This is a genomic window from Vibrio sp. 10N.261.51.F11 (genome assembly GCF_041471665.1).
Taxonomy (GTDB): domain Bacteria; phylum Pseudomonadota; class Gammaproteobacteria; order Enterobacterales; family Vibrionaceae; genus Vibrio; species Vibrio crassostreae_C.
This window is the reverse complement of record NZ_JBFROW010000030.1, coordinates 57,904-81,000: the sequence shown is the minus strand read 5'-3', so window position 1 is coordinate 81,000 and position 23,097 is coordinate 57,904. Positions and strand designations below refer to the sequence as shown.

Sequence of the window (23,097 nt, the reverse complement as noted above, 5' to 3'; positions counted from 1 at the left end):
TGATTTAGGAAACAAAGCCTAAAACAAGCGAAAGCTAGCCTTTGGGAGACGTCAGTCTCCCTTTTTTACAACTATTGAACCCAGCAGATTTAAGCAAATAATAAACAACTGCATCGCCCATTAAAATTCGGGGCATTTCCAACCATACTTTATAGCCCCTACATTCGATTACATGGCTGAAAACTTAGAACTAAAGGGAAAGGATATTCCTTAGAACCGTTAAAACCAGATCTTAACGATATATCATAGTAGGAATGCCGCTCTCCCTTAAGTGAACAGAATTAATCCTGGCAGCCTTTTTTGAAGGGTTACGCCCTACAATTACGATTAAAATACATTCAATTCTCGATGTAATATTCTATCAACAGCAAAACACCGCAGTTGTTTGCGGTGTCGTTAAATTTTGATTAGGAAAACTTCCATGAACCGTAAACATATCATCAAAACCATCCAAATGGGCATCGTGACTACAGCATTGATGGGCGGGATGGCTTTGGCTAATACCACTGATCTTGTAGAATCTACCGACGCTGCTCGCGCCCTGGCACATACTCCTAGCACTGCAACAACGCAACAAATACAAGCTGAAAATGCCGCGCACAAACAGGCACTGCAAACACTTGAAAGCAACGGTAATGTTGATCAATATATGGAAACGGATAAAGCAGGGGAAACGACTACTGGTCACGTATCAAAATGCGAAAATACAGAAGTCCCTTTAGGCGAGAAAGTTGCTGAACATTGCAAATAAAAAGCATATACATTAAAGCGGTATTCGATAGGGTTCCTTAGAAGATGCTAACCGATGCTTAACTTACAAGCATTGCACTTTTAAAGGAACCCTTTATCTATATTACTTGGCGTTGACGGCTCGCACAAAGGCTTCTTGTGCACCTTCAATACCAAGGGCTTTTGCTTCATCTAATAAGCTAAGAGCTTTAGGAATATTATCTTCACTTACTGCTGTTTGAATTGCATTGTGGTAGTAAGTTTGTGTTTCTGGTTGAATGGTATCTATCTTAGCAGCCGCTGGCTTAGCGTTAGATTCACTGCTTGAACCAAATGAGAAGAAGCTTGGTTTATCAATCGTAACTTCTACTTTACCAACACTAGCGTTTGGAAGTGGAATATCTTTAACTTCAGGTAGATAATTACCACGCCCTTCTGCATCTAAACGAGCAGGGTGAATCACATCAGTAAAGCCACCGATATCTTTCTGGTCTGTATAAACAATTAAGAAAACAGAGTCTTCAGTACGAGGAGGGAAGAACTCTTTTTCGGCAACAAGTCGATTACCCAGATGCATTCTAGGTTTCTTATATTCAAAGTCATCTTTACCATAACTTTCTAACTCTTTACCGTTTTTATCAAAGATCACTGCACGTGGGACAAATGCTGTATCTCCAATCAAACTTGAAATTGTTAATGAATACTCACCACGATTTGCTGGAAGTTCAACAGCAACCACAGGGCTATTAATAGATTGATAGTTTAGGTGTTGGCTTTCTGGCGTTACATCAAAAACTACAGAACTAGGTAGTTTCATTGCTGCAAATTGAAGGGCAGCAATAGAGTTAACTTGTTCAGCTTGTGCCACTTGCACTTGCTCAACTACTTGTGCAGATTGACAACCGGCCAACGCAACACAGCCACTCAACATTAGAGCTTTAAAATACATACCCCTTCCTTTTTGTTATTTTTTTAAGAAATTTACTAACTTTAATTACCACAAAGAAAACTATTCAGCTAGAGAACGATCAACTTAATTGTACATTCCTTAAAAAAATAGCCGACGCAAGCCGGCTATGAATTAGGACAGTTTAGGATTTGTTAAGCTAAGTGTTTACCACCAAGCTTCAGCTTGGATACCGAATACATATTCAGTATCTTCATTCGTACCAAATGCGTTATCATTTTCAGTGTCTAGGATGTAAGAACCGTAAACACGGATTTCAGGGCGAGCCCAGAAGCTGTCACCCATAGCCCAAGCTTGAGCTACCGTGAATTTAGCGTTACCGAAATCTTCTTTCGCTAGGCCGCCATCAGAAATTTTCTCACCAGCATTGTAGCCAGCTTCAAATACTGTGCGCATTGTGTCGTTCCACTTGTACATTGGACGAACTACAGCAGAGTACTGGTCAATATCAAAGTTTTGGCCAGTGTAGTTACCACTGCTATCTTTACCGCCGATGTCACTACCCGCTAGATAAGCTAGTTGGTGACCCATTTCCCATGATTCGCCAAGGTTCATTACACCCCAGTTAATCAAGCGGTAACCAGTTGCGTCATTTTGAGCGCCAGAGCGGTCATACCATGCGCCTGAACCACCGAAGCTAGACATTTGAGCACCGTAACCGTTAGTACCGTATTGAAGAACAGTTTGGTTAAAACCATTGTCCATACCTTGGTGAATGATACCAGTAACCATCAAGCCATCATCAGCTTGAACATCTTGACCACTTGATTCAGTCGCAAAGTTGTAAGCTAATGCAACTTCTAGAGACGCATCAGACCACAGGCCAATGTTTGCTAAGCGAACATCTGCGATATAACCATTAACTGTTTCGCCTTTATAAGCAGTTGCGTCTTCATAGTTACTAGCGTCATCTAGTACTGCTTTTTCACAAGTTGCGCTACCTTTACAAGCTTTCAATTTCGCTTGTCCTGCAGCTGTTAATACAGCAGTTGTACCATTTTCAACATTTTGAGAGCCATTATCTTGAATCAGAGCAACAGAAAGCTTCTGGTCACCAATAGATAAGTTTTCAATACCACCACCGGTACCTGATGTGTTCAGGAAATAGAAATCAGTGATGTGGATATCTTTACGTTGGTAGTATGTTTTACCAGCCCAAAGCGTTGCTTCTTTATCTGAAGCGATTACACCTTTGGCTTTAACAGCAAATTGTGCAACGTTGAAGTCACCGTCTTCCCAACCATTTGCGCCGTCTGCACCAGAAGCAATCATTGACTCTAGACGCCACGTTTGCTCACCAGTTTTTAGCTCTTCTGCAAAACCAAACTCAGAGTAGTTGTCATTTTCGTTACCTAGACGACCAACACCATTTTTGTTTACAGATACGTCACCGCCAGAATTTCCGCTAATACCAGTACCAGCACGCATGTAACCATTAAAATCTACAGCGAACGCAGAGCCAGCAGCTAATGTAGTTGCCACTGCTGCAGCAATCAAACTTACTTTTTTCATTCTTAACTCCATTAAGGACGATTTATTTTAGGTTTTTATATTTTTGCTCTCTTGCGGCAACCAAAGGCAGTAATGGTAGTCGTAAGATAGAGAGGTTTAGGGTTTCCCCTGATTCGTTTCAACGGGGTCAATATTAAGAGGGGATGACAAGTTTGACTTCCTCCGCCCCTAAGTTAATTAAGGGGGACTAGAGGGGAGTAGAAAATATACAGAATGGTGTTTTAAAGAGGTAGATCACTTAATATAGGAGGAGTAGACAGCACACAGATCTAATTATTCAACATAAGTGAGATCTAGCTCAAATATATAATTTGAACTTCATCGATGAATTATTTTTTTTACCGTAATTAATCTGTGAAGTTGCTTGACCTTACTGTGACAAAGCTTTTTACTTATAGTTCACTGATGTCGATAAACGAACAAGAAATCAAGCAATGACTAGAACGCTCGCTCGCCCTTATCCGCTAGGCGCAACGCTAGGTAACACTGGCTGCAACTTCTCTATTTATTCTCCTGACTGTAAATCTCTTTCACTCGCTCTTTTTGACGAGAACGACGAATTCACCACTTATAAATTGGAAAATGAATACGCTGATATCAGATATGTCTTTATTGATGGTATTAAAGCGGGGCAAAAATACGGCTTCATTGCCGAAACGGACAATGGCCCTATCCTGCTTTCAGACCCGTATGCCAAAGCAATAAGCGAACCGCTCGATTACGTCACGCCATATACCAATGAAAAAAGCTTTGCTATGGCGAAATGTGTCGTTGTTGATGACACCTTCGATTGGCAAGATGTAGAAAAGCCACGCATTAGCCGCGAAGATACCGTTCTTTTTGAAACGCATGTAAAAGGTCTATCTCAACTGCACCCAGAAGTGGCTGCCAATACTAAAGGTCGTTACTTAGGGTTAGTGAGCCCTGAAATGCTTGCGTTCTACAAACAACAAAATATCAACTCGCTACAGCTTCTACCCGTTGCTGCGTGCATGCATGAACCTCATCTATTGGACATGGATAAAGTGAACTATTGGGGTTACAACCCATACTTGTTCATGGTGCCAGACCCACGCTACGCAGAAAAAGACGCTGTTAATGAACTCAAAACCGCCATTCGTGAACTTCACCGAAATGGCATCGAAGTCATTCTAGACGTGGTGTACAACCACACAGCAGAAGGTGGCGAAGGTGGTACAACCTTCAACCTCAAAGCGCTAGATAGCCGCTACTACATTAAACATGGCTGCCATTACGCGAACTTTACTGGTTGTGGTAACACCGTTGATCTCACCCACCAGCCAGCACTCAACTTAGTGATGGATACGCTTCGCTATTGGGTAAGTGAGTTCCAAGTTGACGGCTTCCGTTTTGATTTGGCTGCAACACTGGGGCGCGAAGGTGACAACTACAACCCTGAGGCTGCATTCTTTAAAGCTGTGGCTCAAGACCCTGTACTTAAAGAAACCAAGCTCATTGCAGAACCTTGGGACATCGGTCCGAATGGCTACCAAGTGGGTAATTTCCCGCTAGGCTGGAATGAGTGTAACGACAAACTACGAGACATCACACGTAGCTTCTGGCGTGGTGATCAAGGCTACCTAAAAGAGTTTGCGACTCGTTTGATGGGGTCACGTGACATCTACAGTGCTGCGCACTGGCCGTATAAATTAACCGTCAACTACATCACTTATCATGATGGTTTCACCATGCAGGATCTTGTTTCTTACAAGCATAAGCACAACGAAGAGAATGGTGAGAACAACCGCGATGGACACGGTGACAACCGTTCTGAAAACTACGGTGTTGAAGGTGAAACCGAAAACCTGTTAGTTATTGCGACACGTGAAAAGCAGAAACGAAACTTCATGGCGAGCCTGCTGTTTGCTTTTGGTATTCCTCATATTTTGACGGCCGATGTGTTATCTCATACTCAAAAAGGTAACAACAACGCTTACTGCCAAGATGGCGTGACCAGCTGGCTTAACTGGGAAGATTCAGAGCGCAAGACTTACTTCAAGACTTGGTTATCTGAAATGATCTCTGCTCGTCAGCAATACATGGTGCCGTTTATTAAAGCATTCAGTGGCGAAAAGCGTAACTCTAACCGCATCTTCTGGAGCCGCGTCGATGGCACACTTATGGAGCATGACGACTGGAACCGCTTAAGCTCAGTCGCTTTGCATTTAGGTATTGGTAAAGATGGCGACGAGTTAATTTATCTTATCAACCAAACCAATGCGCCAGCACGTTTCTCGTTACCGAATGACCGTGAACAAAACTGGGTAACCATCTGTGATACCAACTTGCGAAACGTTAAACCCGGTCATGCAGAAGGTGAAATGTTGTTGTCGCCAACTTCGATGGCAATTTTGCACTATTCGCCAGATCAGGCTGATTTGATTAAAGCAAAAGCTTAGTCAGCTTAATAAAACACCGAAAACCATAGAAGCCAGTTATATTTACAGCTGGCTTTTTTGTTAGCTGAATATCACAAAAATCATTCATTCATATGGAATCATTTGCATTGATGTGGTTAATGAAACTGTTTAGTATTGCCGTACTATAAAAATGAATCTATAACGTCTTTGGATATCATGGCTTTACCTAAAACATTAATTCGGCTTTTTAAACCATACATTATTTTATTAACTGGAGGGATGCTCTATCTTGCTATGACTCAGCTTGAAAAAGTAGAAACAGCAGCAACAGAACAATCATCATCAAACATTCGTATCGCAAGCTCTACCATTCGTTCCAACATCGAAGCCACATTCGGCAAACTCTATTTTTTAGAAACCAGTCTAGGCTTGCCTAAAACGGCTCCAATCGGTGATAAAAAATTCAGAGAATTGAGTGATAATATTCTAAGAAGAACACCAAATTTCTCCGATATCGTTCGATACCAACCTAACTCCCAACATTATGTCTCCACTCGTGGCCTTCCTCTTTCCAATGAACAAATCGCCACAATACAATGGCATTCAATAGACGGTGTTGTAGAAGATTTTTACATCTCTTCCGTTTACCAAAAAGCCGATGGACGATGGGTTTTCGCCGTTAAACACACTGCAGAAAAGCTCAACGAAGAAATATGGATTGAGTTTGATTTAATGCATACCACGCAAGGTTTAAGAGATTTAAAAACGCTTAATAATGGCTATGTATTTGTTGTAGACAGAGCAACAGAGCGACTGGTATTCCACCCGGATCCACAGCGTATCGGTTCTAAATCCATCAGCTTCCATGCAGGGATCAGCCACCAACTCTCACAAGGTGAAACCGTTGGTAAGCACGAATATTACTATCAAGATAACTTCAAAATATCAGTATTTGACGCAGACAACAGCTTAAATTGGGTGTTCATTGCGGGCACTGACCGCCATGACATCTTAACCAGCTCACATCAATTTACGTTGACGGGCTTAGTACTGGGCTCACTCCTGCTATTGTGGATTGGTGCCAACTATCTGGCTTATCGTTTGAACGTGTCCTTGTCGCAACTGAATAAAGTCGATGACCTTGTAAGCTTTAAGCGAGAGTTAAAATCCATACTGGATAGTTTCACCTACCAAAAAGGCATTCAATTCTGTCTCTATCAGCTTGAGAACCACGCATTCAGTACCATCGACTATCACGGAAACAAATCCACGGTACATTGTGACAAAGCCCTTGCAGAGCGATTTACACCGGACACTATGGCTTACCGAAGTGGTAAGTACGCCGATCCACTGGCGTGTAAACTCAAAATACACCAACGTCATTACTGTATTCCTTTGCACTCTCGTCAGCAGTTGATCGCAGTGTTGTACGTAAACGCAAACTTACCGATCAGCCAGAGTATTCTACGAATGATCCGTGATTACACTGAAGTCTCTTTGTCTAACTTACTGCTTCAACATCAATTGAGCAGCAAAGATCTGATGACGCAGTTAGACAATAAGAGCAGTTTCAGCATCGCCATCGAAAACTACGTGAGCGAGCCCGATACCTATGTCGCTCTGCTTGATATCGATAACTTCGACCACGTAAACCGAGCCTACGGTGAAGCGGTGGGCGACAAGATGATCAAGCTGACTGCAGAATCGATACGCAGTTACTTCCCCAAGCCAAAGGGACTTTGCTTGGCTCGTGTTGGAGGAAAGGAGTTCGCAGTATTATTCAAAGCCAATGATGTGAAAGATGCCAAATTCCAGCTAGACCAGTGCAGAGTCGCAATCGCGGAGAAAACCATCGTCACTCCAGATATCACCTTATCGCTAGGGGTTAGCGTGGGATACTCGCAAATAGAAAGCGAAACAGACTCAGCTTTAGCGCTGGCGGAACAGGCAAAGCTTATCGCGCAACAACTTGGTAAGAACCGAGTGGAAGGCCATATCAGAGCCATTGCCAAAGCATCGTAAACCTATACTAACAATTCTGTAGCCACTACAAAGCACCTAGGATTCACACCCTAGATGCTTTTGTTTTTCTAGAAAGTCATTACAATGCGCCTTCGATAAGACAACACCCCTTTTCTAACGACGCGAACCTTATGAAGCTAAGTAACCGACTGCAAACTCTCCACTCCCTTGTCAGCAATGACTACCAGCATATTTGGGACTGTTGCTGTGATCATGGCTTTTTGGGTGTTCAACTGTTATCGGATAATAAAGCGCCTCAGATTCACTTTGTCGACATTGTCCCGTCTCTGATGAGTGAGCTTGAAGGCAAGCTAGCGCGCTACTTTCCGCAAGATAACAGAGCCGAACAAACGGTTAGCAGCCAATGGCAAGTCTACTGCATGGATGTCGCCGCTATTCCGCTTGAGAAACATACAGGCAAACACCTAGTTATTATTGCGGGTGTCGGTGGCGATCTTACTCAAAAGCTCGTCGATGATATTCATCGTCAACACCCAGACAAAGCGATCGATTTCTTGCTTTGTCCGGTGCATCAGCAATTCGAGTTGAGAAGCCATTTAAAGGCGATCCATTTTGGTCTTATTGATGAAGTGTTGATTGAAGAGAACCGTCGTTACTACGAGATTTTATTGGTGAGTAATAGTCGCGGTGATTCAGAAAAGAGCCAAACCGTTAGCGAGATATCAAACGTCGGTGACAAGATCTGGACACCAAGTTGTGATGAACAAGTGAAGGTATCACAGCAATACAAAGCCAAAACATTGCAGCACTACTTACGTATCCATCAAGGACAAGAGAAGCAAGGCAAACCTAGCCAAGTAAAGCATATTATTGATGCTTACCAGGCGGTTAAGCCATAGTAAGTACTAACTTAATGGTTTGAATATTAAGAAAGTCAAATTAATAAAAAAGCCGATAGTTCAATGAGCTATCGGCTTTATTAATGCTATCGATTCAGTTTTAGCTTACTGTTCTTGTTTCTTATAAGCCACATCAGGCTCGTCAACTGTCTCTACCTCAGAAGGCTTATCAACCCCATAAACCGTATCAAGGTAGACGTCTTTCTCTTTCCACGTGCTGTTCAACCACTTGTGGAAGCGACGTTTAAAAGCCTTATCTTCAAAGTAATTACCGTTCACGTTCTCATCCATTGGATGCAATTTAATACGCACAACGACCTTAGTCATTTTGCCCTTCAGCATATCTTCAAACGGAGAGGTTTGGTTTTCAGGGTAAGCTAAGGTCACATCCACGATGCCATCCAAAATTGGGCCCATTGCAGATAAAGCAAATGCCACGCCCCCAGTTTTCGGCTTCAATAAGTGGCGATAAGGGGTCTTTGCTGACGCCAGTTTCTCGTGGTTTGCACGAGTCCCTTCAACAAAATTAACCAATGTTGTCGGTGCTAATTTGAACTTAGTACACGCTTTATTGATTGCATTAAAATCATCATTACGGCGTTCTGGGTTGCGTAATAGGAACTCACGAGAGTGGCGTCTCATGAATGGCATATCTAAGCCCCAGCAGGCCAAGCCAACAAATGGTACGTACAACAATTCATGTTTCAAGAAGTACTTCGTCATCGGCATTTTGTCTTTTAGGATTGAAGACAAAATCACAATATCTGCCCAGCTTAGGTGGTTAGACATCATCAAATACCACTGCTTGGTCGAAATATCTTCCCCCCCTTCCACTTGCCATTCGATATCGTTATTGGCGTTCAACATCCATAAATTAAGAGAAGCCCAACACCAGAATGTGAAGTTAGCTAAGCGAGTGCATGATTTTTGAACGACAGAAATTGGCAAAATAAGTTTGATTAGGGCAAACAGGCTCACAGCCAATGCGGTGAATGCAGTATTAATGGTCACGAACAATACGTTCAAGGCCATACGAAGATTATCAAGCATAAAACACAGTTATATTGAGAACGAAAGCCGCCATTATACGCATCTATAAATTATTCTCTTCAGTAATTGATTGAATATCCTAGGGGTCAAACCACTCAACCTATGCTAACGATGTTCAACCAGTTAAAGCCTATTAAAACGAAACCAAAAACACACAAATGAGTCATTTGGAAACCATTAGCATATTGTCTTTTTGACAACATTCGATCTAATAACCATCCCCCAAACCAGTATTGATAAGCATTCTCACTATAGGCATGGTACATGCAACTCTAAAGTGTAAATAGTTGAGTATCCTTAATGAGATAACTTCTCTTCTTAAAGGTGGATGATATGACAGATATTCCTCATGGTTTAGTTACAGGCAAAGTCCTAAACAAAACAGAATGGACAGATCAATTGTTCTCACTCCAGGTTAGTGCACCTGTCTCTTCTTATCAGGCAGGTCAGTTCACGAAACTTGGCTTACTTAACAGTGAGGATGAGTTCGTAAGACGCGCCTATTCGATGGTGAACGCGCCAGAGCACGAACAAGGTCATCAACATCTGGAATTTTTGATTATTAAGGATCAGAACGGTCAGCTTTCACCTCAACTTCATGAGTTGAAGATGGGCGATGACATCTTTGTCGGCAAAGACCCAAGTGGCTTTATGACCTTAGATGAGATCCCAGAGATCGCCGACGATCTATGGATGCTTTCAACCGGAACCGCGGTAGGCCCATTTATCTCAATACTTGAGAGCATGCAGATACAGCAAAATGAGTTGGCTTCAGACAAAGCCTCTTCATTCAAGAATCTGGTTCTAGTGCATGCTGTAAGAACAGAGCAAGACCTGACTTATCGAGATCGTATCACTCAACTCGTTAATCACTTTCAAGGGAGACTTAAATATGTGCCAATTATTTCTAGAGAATCAGTTACCGGAACTTTGCGCGGACGAATCCCAAATTTGTTACTTGGAGGCGACCTCGAGCAAGCCGCGTCTGTCGCTTTCAATCAAAACCGCAGTTTTTTCTACCTTTGCGGCAATCCGCAAATGGTTCGTGACACAAGCGAAGCGCTAACTAGCTTAGGTTTCGAAAAGCACTTACGCAGAAAACCCGGTCAATTCAGCAGTGAGAACTACTGGTAAATAACAACCGCCACTCGTTAGACAGAAGCACAACTTTCAAAGAACAGTTAGAGAAGAGGTTTTATATGAGTCATTTACGTATTCCGTCACACTGGAAAATTCAACGTTCCACACCCGAAAGTAAGATTCATTCAATACTGATGAACTTATAAGCAAGCAACCTCGTAATGTGATTTTTAATGTTCAATAAGTGAAGACAAAAGATCAAATAACCATAGCAATTACAATGACTAATGGTGATAGACAAGAGAAAAAAACTCTAGCACACTGAACAGAGTTATTAGTTTTAATCCCGTCTCAGAGAATGAATTAGTGGGTTATTTATATTTTAGGTAAGAGAGGAAGCCATGCTCAACATTGCTTTTTTTAGCTCAAAATCATACGACGAAAAATCATTCGAACTGGCAAAAGGCGAACTCAACGCTGAGTTTCATTTTCACGATTTTCGACTCACCACAACAACAGCAAAAATGGCGCACGACAACGAAGTGGTTTGTGCGTTTGTAAACGATGACCTATCGCGAGACGTGTTAGAGATTCTTGCTCAAGGCCGCACCAAGTTAATCGCGATGCGCTGTGCGGGCTTTGACAAGGTCGACCTAGACGCAGCCAAAGAGTTTGGTCTGCAAGTGGTTCGCGTTCCGGCTTACTCACCAGAATCGGTAGCAGAACACACGGTTGGCATGATGATGTGTTTGAACCGTAAACTACACAAGGCATACCAACGCACTCGTGATGCGAACTTCTCTCTTGAGGGGTTAGTTGGCTTTAACTTCCACGGTAAAACGGTCGGTGTGATTGGCTCGGGTAAGATTGGCCTAGCGACGATGCGAATTCTGAAGGGTTTAGGCATGAATATCCTATGCTATGACCCATATCCAAACCCGTTAGCTGTTGAGTTAGGCGCTAAATACGTTGAACTCGACGAACTTTACCAAGAGTCTGATGTGATTTCTCTGCACTGTCCGATGAGTAAAGAGAACTACCACTTATTGGATGCAACGGCATTTGAGAAGATGAAAGATGGCGTGATGATCGTCAACACCAGCCGTGGTGAACTGCTGGATTCAACCGCAGCGATTGAAGCGCTCAAACAAAGCAAAATCGGCGCGCTTGGTCTTGATGTTTACGACAACGAGAAAGAGCTGTTCTTCCAAGACAAATCTAACGATGTGATTGTCGATGACGTATTCCGTCGCCTATCTGCTTGTCACAATGTATTGTTCACAGGTCACCAAGCTTTCTTGACCAAAGATGCTCTGTTCAACATCGCCAATACAACGCTCACCAGTGTTGATGCCTTCTTTGCTGGCAACACCAGCGGTAACGAACTCGTTTAATAACAGATTGAGTTAACAGCAGGCTGAGTTAAAAACAAACTAGGTCTACAGATACAAAGCCACGCTATTCTGAAGTGAACAGCGTGGCTTCGTCGTTTATTCAGTATTCTAAAACCGTTCCTAGACGCAGAAATGACAATCTTCAGTGTCTAAACCATAAACGCCTTTTCTAATAGCAAGGTGCTCTTCACCGGCTTTGACGCCCATCTCGTAACCTGTATTAAGAGTACTTTGATCCATAGTTAAACGCTTAACCGCGAAGGCTTCAGGTGGCGCTATCACTTTAATAGTCGCATCTTTGGGTGGGTTACGAATGAACTCCAGAGACTGGTTGTAGTTTTCAGCACGTACCGCCATCGACTCAGCAATATTCGGGAATTTCTTTAATAGTTTCTTCAGCATCCATTGGTGCTTTTGAGGCTTCATTCGGTAGCTCAATGGGTGAGACAGAATCACGGTAATATCGCGTGCGCCACGGCGATATGCTTCACGAACCGGAATCGAATCGGCTACACCGCCATCGGTATAACAGCCACCAGAGAAACACGGAGTTTCACGGTAAGCGATAGGTAAAGCCGTTGTTGCTTCAACAACATTAGAAAGGTTTTCTGGCTTAATATGGTAGTAGTCTGCACTGCCCGTATCGACATTTGTGACAGCAGCAATGAGTGGGATACTTGAAAACAACTCACCACAATCGAGCGGATAACGTTGATTGGATTCGTTCCATAACCATTTAACATCTACCAAGTTACCGCCTTTGGCAAAGCGAGCAGGATTAAAGAAAGTTTTATCCGTCGCCATCGTGGTGATCACATCATAACTGCGTTTTGGTGCATGAGATAAGTAGCCAACCAGATTCGACACACCTGCAGATACGCCGATGGCAAAATCATAAGGACGGAAATCGTCTTGCATGAAGGCGTCTAAAACTCCAGCAGCAAAAATACCTCTCATTGCTCCACCTTCAACGATTAATGCGCTCTTATTCATCTCAAACTCTTCTACTTTATAAACTGATAGTCGTAGAATAATCCCATCACTCTTACAAAGATAATGGGATAGATTTATCAATTCGATAGGTAAAAACTATCAATGTGGATTATTAAATTTTTCAATGATTTAGGGTTGCTTAATAAACAGCGAGATCAAAAAAGGCCGTTGAGTGATTCACTCAACGGCCTTTCAATTAACGAATCAAGATGATTGATTACGACTTAAATTCGCTCACGTCGATTTCAAGCAGTTTACCAATGCCTTCACCGTATGCAGGGTCAGCTTTGTAACAGTGTCTTAGGTGACGCAATTGAATCTCTTTTGGCACGCCGCCTAGGTTGCGAGCAGTGTTATCAAAAAGAATCGCTTGCTTCTCTGGTGTCATTAGGCGGAACAAGTCACCCGGTTGCGAGAAGTAATCTTCATCTTCGCGGTGATCCCAGTGTGCTGCTGCGCCATCTAGGTTCAGTGCTGGTTCAGCGAAATCTGGTTGCTCAGCCCATTGACCTTCGTTGTTTGGCTCATAACCTAATGTGCCACCGAAGTTACCATCGACACGCATCGCGCCATCACGGTGGTAGCTGTGTACTGGGCAACGAGGCGCATTCACTGGAATGTGCTGATGGTTTACACCCAAACGGTAACGTTGTGCATCACCGTAAGCAAACAGACGACCTTGCAGCATCTTGTCTGGCGAGAAGCTGATACCTGGAACTACGTTCGCTGGGTTGAATGCTGACTGCTCTACTTCTGCGAAGAAGTTTTGCGGGTTACGATTTAGCTCAAATTCGCCCACTTCGATCAACGGGTAATCTGCATGAGGCCAGATCTTAGTCAAATCGAACGGGTTGTATGGAACCTTCGCTGCATCCGCTTCTGGCATCACTTGTACTTTCAACGTCCATTTCGGGAAATCTTGGTTATCGATGCTGTCTAGCAAATCACGTTGGTGGCTTTCGCGATCATCACCGATCACTTGTGCCGCTTCTGCATCAGAAAGGTTCTTAATACCTTGCTGAGATTTGAAGTGGAATTTCACCCAGAAACGTTCGTTATCAGCGTTGATGAAGCTGAACGTGTGGCTACCAAAGCCGTGCATGTGACGGTAAGTCGCAGGGATACCACGGTCACTCATTACGATAGTAATTTGGTGCAGAGCTTCCGGCAAAGAAGTCCAGAAATCCCAGTTGTTTTTCGCGCTACGCATGTTGGTGCGTGGGTCACGTTTCACCGCGTGGTTTAAGTCAGGGAACTTAAGAGGATCACGAAGGAAGAATACTGGCGTGTTGTTGCCCACCATATCCCAGTTGCCTTCTTCAGTATAAAACTTCAATGCAAAGCCACGAATATCACGTTCAGCATCGGCAGCACCGCGCTCACCCGCAACTGTTGTGAAACGTGCAAACAAGTCGGTTTTTTTACCTATTTCAGAGAACAATTTTGCCTTGGTGTATTTTGTGATGTCGTGTGTAACGGTAAATGTGCCGTAAGCACCTGAGCCTTTCGCGTGCATACGACGCTCTGGAATCACTTCACGATCAAAATGGGCCAATTTCTCCAAAAACCAAACGTCTTGAAGAAGTTGTGGACCACGTTTGCCCGCCGTTTGAACATTCTGGTTATGAGCGACAGGACAACCCGCAGCTGTGGTCAGTTTTTTACTCATGGTCTATTCCTTAAGGTTAAAGATATCGCATCGTTGCCACATCTTAGATTTAAGTGGATTCAATACTTTAAAAACCACTAAAACAATATGGATAAAGAATAGACCTGAGTTGGCAGAAAATATAATCGTTTATATTTATCGTTGTTATCTATGAAACCTATTGAACTTCACTGCGAATAAGCCTATGTATAACTTCGCTTTAGTTAAAAATGGCATGGCCTAACCTCAGAGTTGATGCAATGTTCCTCGCCGTTCTGGTTAGGTTCAATTCAGCTTCTCGTAGTACTTGCTCGAGTGACTGAGGAGATCGCACTGTTCCGAACAAGCTGCTCATTTCACCATATAAGGCTTCGACTTCAGTGCCCAAAGATCCTGCAATCCCTATCGTCGGAATGCCTTGCAAGCTCGCACGTTTAGCAATGCCATAAGGCGTTTTTCCTTGCAGGGTTTGATTGTCCATCTGACCTTCGCCGGTAATCACAAGGTCTGCGCCTTTCAATACTTCATCGGCTTGTAAAACATCGAGTACCATCTCAATGCCCTGTTTAATCTGCATATTGAATAGCAAACCAAGTCCCATCGGCGTACCACCAGCCGCGCCATAACCAATGCGCTTGTGAACAGGTTCATCGCCACTAGCACAACCCTGCATCTCAGCAACTTGAGCAAAGTTCGCAAGCGCAGTATCAAGCATCACAACTTGGTCAGGTGTCGCTCCTTTTTGTGGGCCGAAGATATGGCTGGCACCATTATCACCACACAGTGGATTATCGACATCGCACGCCACAATCAATTCGATATCAGCACAGCGTGAATCTAGGTCGGTAAGATCGATAGATGCTAAATCCGCTAGCGCAGCGCCACCTCGGCTGAGTTCTTGCCCTGCACGATCAAGCAATCTACCACCTAACGCTTGTACAATTCCTGCACCACCATCATTGGTCGCACTGCCACCCAAGCCAAGAATGATCGTTTGAGCGCCCTGCTGCATCGCTTCTAAAATGAGCTGACCTGTACCAAATGAAGAGGCTACCAATGGATCACGCTGCTCTGGTGTTAACAAATCCAAGCCTGATGCGGCAGCAATCTCAATCAGTGCAGTTTTTTTCTGATTGCTTGCGGATGGCTCAAGTATCGCCCACTCCGCGTTTACAAGTTCACCCAACGGCCCTTCTACTTGGTAGGTTCGCTTCTGTCCTGCTAAACCTTGCAACAACACATCTACCGTACCCTCACCACCATCAGCCAGAGGTAAAGTCACATAGTCAGCGTCAGGAAAGATTTCACGAAAACCCTTTTCAATACACGCCGCCACCGATACCGCCGATAAAGATTCTTTAAACGAGTCTGGTGCAATAACAATTTTCATACTGATAAATCCAAGGAAATAATAATTTTGATAGGCTGTCGATCCAAAAATGCCCCTATGTCAGATTAGCAAGCCAATCAAGCAATAGGGGCAGTATATAAAGGTAAGCGGTATTAGTTAGTAACAGCTGCCTTTACTTGTGATTTCTCTTTGCTTTTTAGCCAGATAAATACTGCTGCTAAAACTGCAATTGGAATCAATGGATCAATCAGTGTACCGCCTTTACCAAACACCAAGTTTAGAACCATGATGATGCTTGCACCAATCGCCCATGCGATAGTTGAAGACACAGACCAGATCTTGATTTGGTCTGCTAGTTCAGTAATCCCTAGCGTACGGTTGATGATGTGGAAGTACGAATCGTTCAAATGAGAGAAGCCAACCGGGCCTACCGCACATGCAAGTGCTACGAATACTGGGTCTAGACCTAACGTTTCAACCAATGGCAGCGTCATCGTTGCTGCAACCATCATAGATGCCGTTGCTGAACCTTGGATTAGACGAAGCATTGAAGCAATGGCTAGTGGTACAAGTAGAGGTGGAATACCGCTGCTCGCGATAGCTTCTGCAACTTGAGGACCAGCACCAGATGCTTTAAGTACTGCACCCATTGCGCCACCACAGCCAGTTACCACAAGAATTAGACCTGTTGTAGATAACGCGTCATCCATTGAGCTAACCATGTCTTTACGTTCAATGTGACGAGTAAGACCGTATAGCGCCATAAGAACACCGATACCAACAGCAACCACTGGGTTACCAATTAGTGAAATAACGGTATGCATTGCAGTGTCACCTTGGCCAACAAGCGTGTTGATTAAGATGAATGCGATTGGTAGAAGGATTGGACCAAATGATAAGAAGTTACTTGGTAGCTCTTTGTCATCTGTCTCTTTTACTTTCTCTAGGTTTGCCCAATCAGCTTGGTTAGTAATCCATGTTTCACCGTTTGGTACGCGGTAGTACTCGTTACCTACTCGGCGAATGTAAATCATAGAAAGCAGCATCATAGGGATAGAAACCATCAAACCCCAAAGCATGTACTCACCGAGGTCAACGCCAAGAATACCGGCTACTGCAACTGGACCCGGTGTTGGTGGTACAAGTGCGTGAGTGATCAGTAGGCCAAGCGCTAGAGTCACACCTAGGCCAACCGCTGACTTACCAGTGTCACGTGAAATTGCGCGAACAAGAGAATGCAAAATGATATACGCAGAATCACAGAAAACCGGAATAGCGACAAGTACACCTGTAAAACCTAGTGCTAAGTCTTCGCGACCTTTACCACACAGCTTTACAAACGTTTTTGCCATTCGAACAGCGGCTCCAGAACGCTCAAAACACGCGCCCATGATCACGCCAAACGCGATAATCAAACCAATCCCGCCAAGTACGCCACCAAAGCCAGCTTTAATTGCGTTGATCAGCTCTGTTGGTGCCATTCCAGCAAACAGACCCATGATGATACTGGCAATAATCATAGCAAGTGCCACCGGGATTCTCGTTTTAATGATCATACCCATCATGGCTAAAATGCCAATTACGATGCCTATCAGTGCTCCATCCATTTTTATATTCCTTTTGTCTCTTTCTTCATTTTTAGAAAATTTGTAGGGTGGTGCATATGGGTGATACCGGGTCACCCATTGCACTTTATCGTTATGTGTTGGCTTACCTGTAAGCCGTGTTATCTAAATCAGTTTTTACTTTTATGATTCGTTACATATAAACGCCATTCACACCGCGCTATAAATAACTTTTTACCCAGCTAAGCCCCTCTTCTGTCGTGCTTCTTGGGTTATATTCACAGCCAATCCAACCTTGGTAACCTGAATCATCCAAAACACTAAATAAATGTGGGTAGTTCAGTTCGCCTTCCGATGGTTCATGCCTCTCTGGTACAGAAGCAATTTGGATATGACCGGTATAAGCAGCAACTTCACGAATCAAAGTACTTAAATCACCATCCATGATTTGCGCGTGATAAAGGTCGAGTTGAAGTTTCACATTTGGTCTATCGACCAACTTAATCAGTTCGACAGCTTCACGTTGATGCGCCACAAAATAGTTCGGAACATCACGGCTATTTAGCGGTTCAATCATCAATTCGATGTTATGCTCAGCAAACTTATCTGCGGCAAAACGAATATTTGAGATAAAGGTTTCAACGTGTTGCTGTCTCGTGAACTTCGCATCATGCAGACCCGACATCGCGTGAACTTTCTTGCAGTTCAGCGCTTTGGCGTACATAAGTGCGGTATCAACACTGGCTTTAAACTCATCTTCACGGCCAGAAATCGCTGCAAAGCCACGTTCGCCTGCGTCCCAATCACCTGGAGGCAGGTTGAACAGCACCTGTTCAAAACCAAATCTCTGCATTTTTGCTGCAAGCTCTTCGGCCTCAAATGCATAAGGGAATAGGTATTCAACAGCTTTGAAACCGGCTTGGTGTGCTTTTTCAAAACGCTCTAGAAATGGTACTTCTGTGAATAACATCGTTAAGTTTGCTGCGAACTTAGCCATTATTTGCCTCTCCCTTTTAAATCCATCACTTCTTCGTCCGTTAGGTAACGGATATCATTCCCTTTCAATAAGAATGCTAATTTGGCGGTCTCTTCTAGCTCTTCAGCGTTATCAACGGCATCAACAAAGTCAGTGCCTGTTACTACTGGGCCGTGGTTTGCTAACAAAAATGCTCGATAATCACCTGCTCGTTTTGCCAACTCTTCAGCGATTTGTGGGTCACCCGGACGTAGGTAAGGAATCACTGGTAACTCACCAATTCGCATCACGAAATACGGTGTGAAAGCCTTAATCGCGTTATTACGATCCAACCCTTCAAGGCAAGACAACGCGGTAAGGTAAGTAGAATGCAAATGAACAATCGCATTGCATTCTGCATTATTTCTATAAATCGCTAAGTGGAATGCCGCTTCTTTAGAAGGCTTCTTACCTGAGATGTGGTTGCCATCGATATCAACAACCGACAATTCCTCAGCGACAAGGCGACCAAATGAAGAGCCTGTTGGTGTTGCTAGAAAATGCCCATTAGGTAATTTGATAGACAGATTACCTGCACCACCAGTGGCGTAACCTCGTTCGAACATTGAACGAGCGAGCGTGACCATTTGCTCTCTTAACTGCTGCTCGTTCATCAAAACTTTACTCATTTGAATCTCGCTTATGAAAAGAATGATTGAGCTTTAGCGAAGAAGTTTTTATCACCAAAATTGCCCGATTTTAGCGCTAGTGATAGCTCACCTTCGACCGATTTAACCCAAGGCACACCTGGTGCGATTTGAGGGCCAATATGAAAACCTTTCACGGCTAGACTTTGCGTCACTACGCCTGATGTTTCACCACCAGCAACAATGAAGTTTTTCACACCATGTTGGTGCAGTTTGATAGCGAGTTGACTAAAAAACTGTTCAACGACGTGGCTTGAAGCTTGTGCGCCGTATTCTTCTTGAATGGCTTTCAGTGCGGCGGCATCTGCGGTTGCATAAACCAAAGGAGCAAACTCGCCTTGGTTATTGGTCATCACCCAATCGAACACATCATTGGCGTATTGATCATTGGTTAAGCAAGCCTTCACATCGATAGCAAAGTGAGGAGCAAGCTGCTTGTATACCGCAACTTGTTGGTTAGTCATCACTGAACAAGAACCAGAGAACACAACGGTTGGTGCTTTGACTGGGCTGCCGGCATGTTTTGCATCACTTTGGTCAGCAAGATGTCCTGTCCAATTTTTAGCGATACCAGCAGCTAGGCCTGAGCCACCTGTGATTAGTTTCAGAGATTTAGCCGCTTGACCTAACGTCACCAAGTGCTCTGCATTAAATGCGTCTACCACGGCGTAGCGACTACCTTGAGCTTTGAGTTCGTTAAAACGAGCGGTAACCGCATCAGCGCCCTGTTCAATCGTTTGAAAGTTAACTAAACCGGAAACACCTTCTGATTGTGCGTCCATCATTCGAACCACACTTGAATCCGTCATTGGTGTAACAGGGTGATTACGCATACCTGAATCACTGAGCAACTCACCAAAAACAAACAAGTGACCGTTGTAAACCGTGCGACCATTTACTGGCAATGCAGGGCAAACCATAGTGAAAGATTCTCCAAGTTCCGCCAAAAGTGCATCTGTTACGGGACCAATATTGCCCTCAGCGGTACTGTCGAACGTTGAGCAGTATTTGAAGTAAAACTGTTGGCAACCTTGAGATTGAAGCCATTTAAGCGCAGTAACCGAATCCGTCACCGCTTGGTCAACTGGGCAAGAGCGAGATTTAAGGCTGATCACCACAGCATCTGCTGATGTGTCAAACTCTCCCGTTGGAATCCCATTCAGTTGAACAGTGCGCATACCGTTTTCAACCAAGAAACCAGCAATGTCTGTTGCACCTGTAAAGTCGTCTGCAATAACACCTAATAACATGATTATTTCTCCGCCTTTGACGTGTTTACACCCGGCAGGTCAATACCTTGGAAGACTTTTATCACTGCACTGTCGTCTTCTTGACCAAATCCAGCATTACTCGCGCTAACGAACATGTTCAGTGCAGCACTTGATAATGGGAGTGGGAATTTCAGGTTTTGAGCGGTATCTGATACCAAGTTCAAATCCTTCACAAAGATATCAACCATAGATTTTGGAGAGTAATCACCATCGACTACGTGCTTCATGCGGTTCTCGAACATCCAAGAGTTGCCCGCTGCATTCGTAACAACGTCGTACATCAAATCAAGCGGAATGTTTGCGCGTGCGGCTAGTGCCATCGCTTCAGCGCCCGCAGCAATATGAACACCTGCTAGTAACTGGTGGATAATCTTAACGGTCGCACCAAGGCCAATGGTCTCGCCGATGTTGTAGACTTTAGCTGCAGTTGCATCAAGTACCGGAGCCAGTGCTTCAAATGTGGTCACCGCACCTGAAGCCATAATCGTCATTTCACCCGCTTCTGCTTTTACTGCACCGCCGGACACTGGCGCATCCAGCATCACAAGATCATGTTCAGCAAGCTGAGCTTCGATTTGTTTCGCGTCTTCTGCTGAGATCGTTGCCGAGACCATAACTGGCGTGTTAGGTCTCAGTGCCGCCGCAAGACCAGTCTTAAACAGTACCGTGTTAACTTGAGCTGCATTCACAACCAATACCAAAACTGAATCAAGTTTGTCGGCAAACTCAACCGCGCTTGTAGAGACCGCTTTTGCGCCATATTCACCCAAGTTTTCAATCGCTTGCGGATTCAAATCGAAACCATATACATCAAGGCCTGCACGCACGCATGACTTCGCTGCGCCCATGCCCATAGAACCTAAACCGATAACACCAACAGATTGAACTTCTTTCATAGCAAGATGCCTTTCACGTAATTATTGAATTCTAGATTTGTTAATTCTTGTTTATGTTTGTGATTATATGTGAAGAAATCGAATGCGACTTAGTGACAAGTCACACATTTAACAAAAATTAACATTAATGAGTAATTTAACCCTTTAGAGGCATTAGATAAGGGTAATTTCGGCAGCAATCACAGTTCTAATTGCTATTTCACAACAGATATTCACAGATATTCACAAAACAACCAAAGATTGATAGGATGATGAAAAATAAGAACATAGAAGAAGAATCATGATTCCAGCGGAACGTCAGAGAACCATTTTGTCACTATTATCACACCAAGAAGTGATCAGTATTTCTGAGCTTGTTGAGCACTTAGAGGTGTCTCATATGACTATTCGTCGAGATATCGTAAAGCTAGAGACATCAGGGAAAGTGATTTCAGTTTCGGGTGGCGTTCAGCTGACTAAAGCACTTCACAGCGAATTGTCACACGACATCAAGGTAGAACAGCAAGCAAGCGAAAAAGCTCAAATAGGTCAACTAGCTGCTCAATTGGTTCCTGAGTATTCGACTATCTACTTAGACGCTGGAACAACCTCTTTGGAGATCGCTCACCAACTTGCAGGGCGAGATGATCTGCTTATCATCACCAATGACTTCGCGATTGCCGCGTACCTAATGAACAGCACACAATCTGAGATTTACCATACTGGTGGCAAGATTGACCGTGAAAATCAATCAAGTATTGGGGGCAAAGTAGCTGAGTTCTTGGCAGGGATGAATATTGATATTGCGTTTATCTCATCTTCATCTTGGAATCTAAAAGGGCTCTCGACACCTTGTGAAAATAAGGTGTTAGTCAAACAAGCCATTGTTCAAGCAGCTCATTCAAACTATCTGATTTCAGACTCAACCAAATACGGACGTATCGCTACCTTCCACGCCTTAGATTTAAGTGCGCTTGATGGCGTAATCACCGACATTGATCTTTCGAGTAGTGTGATTGATGAGCTTCAAGATAAAGGCATCAAGGTCATTAATTCGTAACGGATCCCTCATCAAATTTCAGGCTCACCAACCAAACATTCAGAGCCTGAATGCCACAACTCCAAAATCATCTATTTATCTACTCGATAAAAATAATTCTTACAATTAAGCGTTTATATTGATTAATAATATTGGCGGCGGGCGGCATAATAGCCGCGAATCCTTCTAACGAGTTTGGTTATGTTCTACAAGCGTCTTTTGGTATTGGCTTTACCGCTTACTTTTGTGTTTCCCATCCATGCTGAAACGTTTGGTGAGCGAATGGCGCGCATCGAACAAGAGAATGTACTGGCGAAAACCATGAGTGAAGAACAAGTTGAATTGATACAAAAAGTCGTACAGACCAACCACTGCGCTAAAGTGGCGTTAACCCATCACCAACGCATTTTGGGGCAATATAAGGTTGAGACGTCTTCTTCGGAGTTATTCGTAAAATGGCGTCAACTCGGTAAGCAGTTAGACGCTCAATACGAGACAGATTACCCCGGCTACCCTAAGCACGCTTTTCAAGAATATCCAGCAGCTTCAAGCAAAGTCGATGGCTACCTTTTTGCTCTAATCGACAATGGTTTAAACGAGCAATCGTGGATCGCCAAAGAGTTTAAGCAGTGTAAAAAGAATAAGCTCATATCCCGAACCTAAGCTCTAGTCTGCTCTGGTTCGAGAGCACTCACTCG

19 protein-coding genes are annotated in these 23,097 nt (G+C 43.7%); 8 read left to right on the top strand and 11 right to left on the bottom strand.

The genetic code is table 11. The features are described from left to right. Positions 1-421 precede the first annotated feature (421 nt). Positions 422-751, top strand: coding sequence for a hypothetical protein (locus AB4351_RS10015; RefSeq protein ID WP_017058851.1), 330 nt, complete (start codon positions 422-424; stop codon positions 749-751). A gap of 102 nt (positions 752-853) precedes the next feature. On the opposite strand, the gene AB4351_RS10010 is transcribed toward AB4351_RS10015, so the two are convergent. Beyond that, positions 854-1,678 carry a MalM family protein gene (locus AB4351_RS10010; protein WP_104216187.1) on the bottom strand — a complete coding sequence of 275 codons (825 nt, stop codon included), beginning with the start codon at positions 1,676-1,678 and terminating at the stop codon, positions 854-856. Between the two features lie 165 nt (positions 1,679-1,843). Beyond that, positions 1,844-3,208, bottom strand: a complete 1,365-nt coding sequence (gene lamB, locus AB4351_RS10005; protein ID WP_372125834.1) for a maltoporin LamB — start codon at positions 3,206-3,208, stop codon at positions 1,844-1,846. Positions 3,209-3,642: 434 nt separating this feature from the next. On the opposite strand from lamB, the gene glgX reads away from it, so the two are divergent. The 3 genes from glgX (at position 3,643) to AB4351_RS09990 (ending at position 8,471) form a co-directional block, all read left to right on the top strand. Next, complete coding sequence (glgX, locus tag AB4351_RS10000) at positions 3,643-5,628, top strand: glycogen debranching protein GlgX (protein WP_372125831.1); 1,986 nt, start codon at positions 3,643-3,645, stop codon at positions 5,626-5,628. 240 nt (positions 5,629-5,868) lie between these two features. Next, a complete protein-coding gene (locus tag AB4351_RS09995) occupies positions 5,869-7,611 on the top strand; it encodes a diguanylate cyclase domain-containing protein (protein ID WP_372125828.1) in 1,743 nt (580 codons plus the stop codon). Positions 7,612-7,742: 131 nt separating this feature from the next. Next, positions 7,743-8,471, top strand: a complete 729-nt coding sequence (locus tag AB4351_RS09990) for a tRNA (adenine(22)-N(1))-methyltransferase TrmK (RefSeq protein ID WP_017072289.1) — start codon at positions 7,743-7,745, stop codon at positions 8,469-8,471. Positions 8,472-8,576: 105 nt separating this feature from the next. Here AB4351_RS09990 and AB4351_RS09985 read toward each other — a convergent pair whose 3' ends face one another. Further along, positions 8,577-9,521 (bottom strand): acyltransferase, encoded by a 945-nt coding sequence (locus AB4351_RS09985; RefSeq protein ID WP_372125826.1) that lies wholly within the window; start codon positions 9,519-9,521, stop codon positions 8,577-8,579. Positions 9,522-9,854: 333 nt separating this feature from the next. On the opposite strand from AB4351_RS09985, the gene AB4351_RS09980 reads away from it, so the two are divergent. Both AB4351_RS09980 and AB4351_RS09975 read left to right on the top strand, forming a co-directional pair. Next, on the top strand, positions 9,855-10,655 hold the full coding sequence (locus tag AB4351_RS09980) for a ferredoxin--NADP reductase (RefSeq protein ID WP_372125825.1): 801 nt from the start codon (positions 9,855-9,857) through the stop codon (positions 10,653-10,655). A 347-nt stretch (positions 10,656-11,002) separates the two neighbouring features. After that, positions 11,003-11,995 carry a 2-hydroxyacid dehydrogenase gene (locus tag AB4351_RS09975; RefSeq protein WP_017058859.1) on the top strand — a complete coding sequence of 331 codons (993 nt, stop codon included), beginning with the start codon at positions 11,003-11,005 and terminating at the stop codon, positions 11,993-11,995. Between the two features lie 120 nt (positions 11,996-12,115). Here the strand turns inward: AB4351_RS09975 and AB4351_RS09970 are convergent, their stop codons facing one another. The 8 genes from AB4351_RS09970 to ltnD form a co-directional block, all read right to left on the bottom strand. Beyond that, positions 12,116-12,988: a patatin family protein gene (locus AB4351_RS09970; RefSeq protein WP_065583767.1), complete on the bottom strand. Its 873-nt coding sequence runs from the start codon at positions 12,986-12,988 to the stop codon at positions 12,116-12,118. A 217-nt stretch (positions 12,989-13,205) separates the two neighbouring features. Further along, entirely contained in the window at positions 13,206-14,657 is a 1,452-nt protein-coding gene (locus AB4351_RS09965) for a catalase (protein ID WP_017066332.1), read from the bottom strand. 199 nt (positions 14,658-14,856) lie between these two features. Continuing rightward, entirely contained in the window at positions 14,857-16,026 is a 1,170-nt protein-coding gene (locus tag AB4351_RS09960) for a glycerate kinase (protein ID WP_048660974.1), read from the bottom strand. 113 nt (positions 16,027-16,139) lie between these two features. Then, positions 16,140-17,594: a GntP family permease gene (locus AB4351_RS09955; protein ID WP_102431792.1), complete on the bottom strand. Its 1,455-nt coding sequence runs from the start codon at positions 17,592-17,594 to the stop codon at positions 16,140-16,142. A 178-nt stretch (positions 17,595-17,772) separates the two neighbouring features. Beyond that, complete coding sequence (otnI, locus tag AB4351_RS09950) at positions 17,773-18,549, bottom strand: 2-oxo-tetronate isomerase (RefSeq protein WP_372125822.1); 777 nt, start codon at positions 18,547-18,549, stop codon at positions 17,773-17,775. After that, the gene (locus tag AB4351_RS09945) at positions 18,549-19,196 is read right to left on the bottom strand and encodes an aldolase (RefSeq protein ID WP_171349682.1); all 648 of its coding nucleotides are present in this window, start codon (positions 19,194-19,196) and stop codon (positions 18,549-18,551) included. Before AB4351_RS09945 ends, otnI begins: the two co-directional genes overlap by 1 nt. 11 nt (positions 19,197-19,207) lie before the next feature. Then, on the bottom strand, positions 19,208-20,464 hold the full coding sequence (gene otnK / locus AB4351_RS09940) for a 3-oxo-tetronate kinase (RefSeq protein ID WP_136977419.1): 1,257 nt from the start codon (positions 20,462-20,464) through the stop codon (positions 19,208-19,210). Between the two features lie 2 nt (positions 20,465-20,466). Next, positions 20,467-21,381 carry an L-threonate dehydrogenase gene (gene ltnD, locus AB4351_RS09935; RefSeq protein WP_371724880.1) on the bottom strand — a complete coding sequence of 305 codons (915 nt, stop codon included), beginning with the start codon at positions 21,379-21,381 and terminating at the stop codon, positions 20,467-20,469. 280 nt (positions 21,382-21,661) lie between these two features. Here ltnD and AB4351_RS09930 point away from each other — a divergent pair, with 280 nt between their 5' ends. Next, entirely contained in the window at positions 21,662-22,420 is a 759-nt protein-coding gene (locus tag AB4351_RS09930; protein WP_017072299.1) for a DeoR/GlpR family DNA-binding transcription regulator, read from the top strand. A gap of 180 nt (positions 22,421-22,600) precedes the next feature. Then, positions 22,601-23,062 (top strand): hypothetical protein, encoded by a 462-nt coding sequence (locus tag AB4351_RS09925; protein WP_017060924.1) that lies wholly within the window; start codon positions 22,601-22,603, stop codon positions 23,060-23,062. Positions 23,063-23,097 lie beyond the last annotated feature (35 nt).

What these genes read in the sequence shown, in the direction of transcription:
- AB4351_RS10015 (WP_017058851.1), top strand. Translation starts at nt 422, where the DNA reads ATGAACCGTAAACATATCATCAAAACCATCCAAATGGGCATCGTGACT.
- AB4351_RS10010 (WP_104216187.1), bottom strand. Translation starts at nt 1,678, where the DNA reads ATGTATTTTAAAGCTCTAATGTTGAGTGGCTGTGTTGCGTTGGCCGGT.
- lamB (WP_372125834.1), bottom strand. Translation starts at nt 3,208, where the DNA reads ATGAAAAAAGTAAGTTTGATTGCTGCAGCAGTGGCAACTACATTAGCT.
- glgX (WP_372125831.1), top strand. Translation starts at nt 3,643, where the DNA reads ATGACTAGAACGCTCGCTCGCCCTTATCCGCTAGGCGCAACGCTAGGT.
- AB4351_RS09995 (WP_372125828.1), top strand. Translation starts at nt 5,869, where the DNA reads ATGCTCTATCTTGCTATGACTCAGCTTGAAAAAGTAGAAACAGCAGCA.
- AB4351_RS09990 (WP_017072289.1), top strand. Translation starts at nt 7,743, where the DNA reads ATGAAGCTAAGTAACCGACTGCAAACTCTCCACTCCCTTGTCAGCAAT.
- AB4351_RS09985 (WP_372125826.1), bottom strand. Translation starts at nt 9,521, where the DNA reads ATGCTTGATAATCTTCGTATGGCCTTGAACGTATTGTTCGTGACCATT.
- AB4351_RS09980 (WP_372125825.1), top strand. Translation starts at nt 9,855, where the DNA reads ATGACAGATATTCCTCATGGTTTAGTTACAGGCAAAGTCCTAAACAAA.
- AB4351_RS09975 (WP_017058859.1), top strand. Translation starts at nt 11,003, where the DNA reads ATGCTCAACATTGCTTTTTTTAGCTCAAAATCATACGACGAAAAATCA.
- AB4351_RS09970 (WP_065583767.1), bottom strand. Translation starts at nt 12,988, where the DNA reads ATGAATAAGAGCGCATTAATCGTTGAAGGTGGAGCAATGAGAGGTATT.
- AB4351_RS09965 (WP_017066332.1), bottom strand. Translation starts at nt 14,657, where the DNA reads ATGAGTAAAAAACTGACCACAGCTGCGGGTTGTCCTGTCGCTCATAAC.
- AB4351_RS09960 (WP_048660974.1), bottom strand. Translation starts at nt 16,026, where the DNA reads ATGAAAATTGTTATTGCACCAGACTCGTTTAAAGAATCTTTATCGGCG.
- AB4351_RS09955 (WP_102431792.1), bottom strand. Translation starts at nt 17,594, where the DNA reads ATGGATGGAGCACTGATAGGCATCGTAATTGGCATTTTAGCCATGATG.
- otnI (WP_372125822.1), bottom strand. Translation starts at nt 18,549, where the DNA reads ATGGCTAAGTTCGCAGCAAACTTAACGATGTTATTCACAGAAGTACCA.
- AB4351_RS09945 (WP_171349682.1), bottom strand. Translation starts at nt 19,196, where the DNA reads ATGAGTAAAGTTTTGATGAACGAGCAGCAGTTAAGAGAGCAAATGGTC.
- otnK (WP_136977419.1), bottom strand. Translation starts at nt 20,464, where the DNA reads ATGTTATTAGGTGTTATTGCAGACGACTTTACAGGTGCAACAGACATT.
- ltnD (WP_371724880.1), bottom strand. Translation starts at nt 21,381, where the DNA reads ATGAAAGAAGTTCAATCTGTTGGTGTTATCGGTTTAGGTTCTATGGGC.
- AB4351_RS09930 (WP_017072299.1), top strand. Translation starts at nt 21,662, where the DNA reads ATGATTCCAGCGGAACGTCAGAGAACCATTTTGTCACTATTATCACAC.
- AB4351_RS09925 (WP_017060924.1), top strand. Translation starts at nt 22,601, where the DNA reads ATGTTCTACAAGCGTCTTTTGGTATTGGCTTTACCGCTTACTTTTGTG.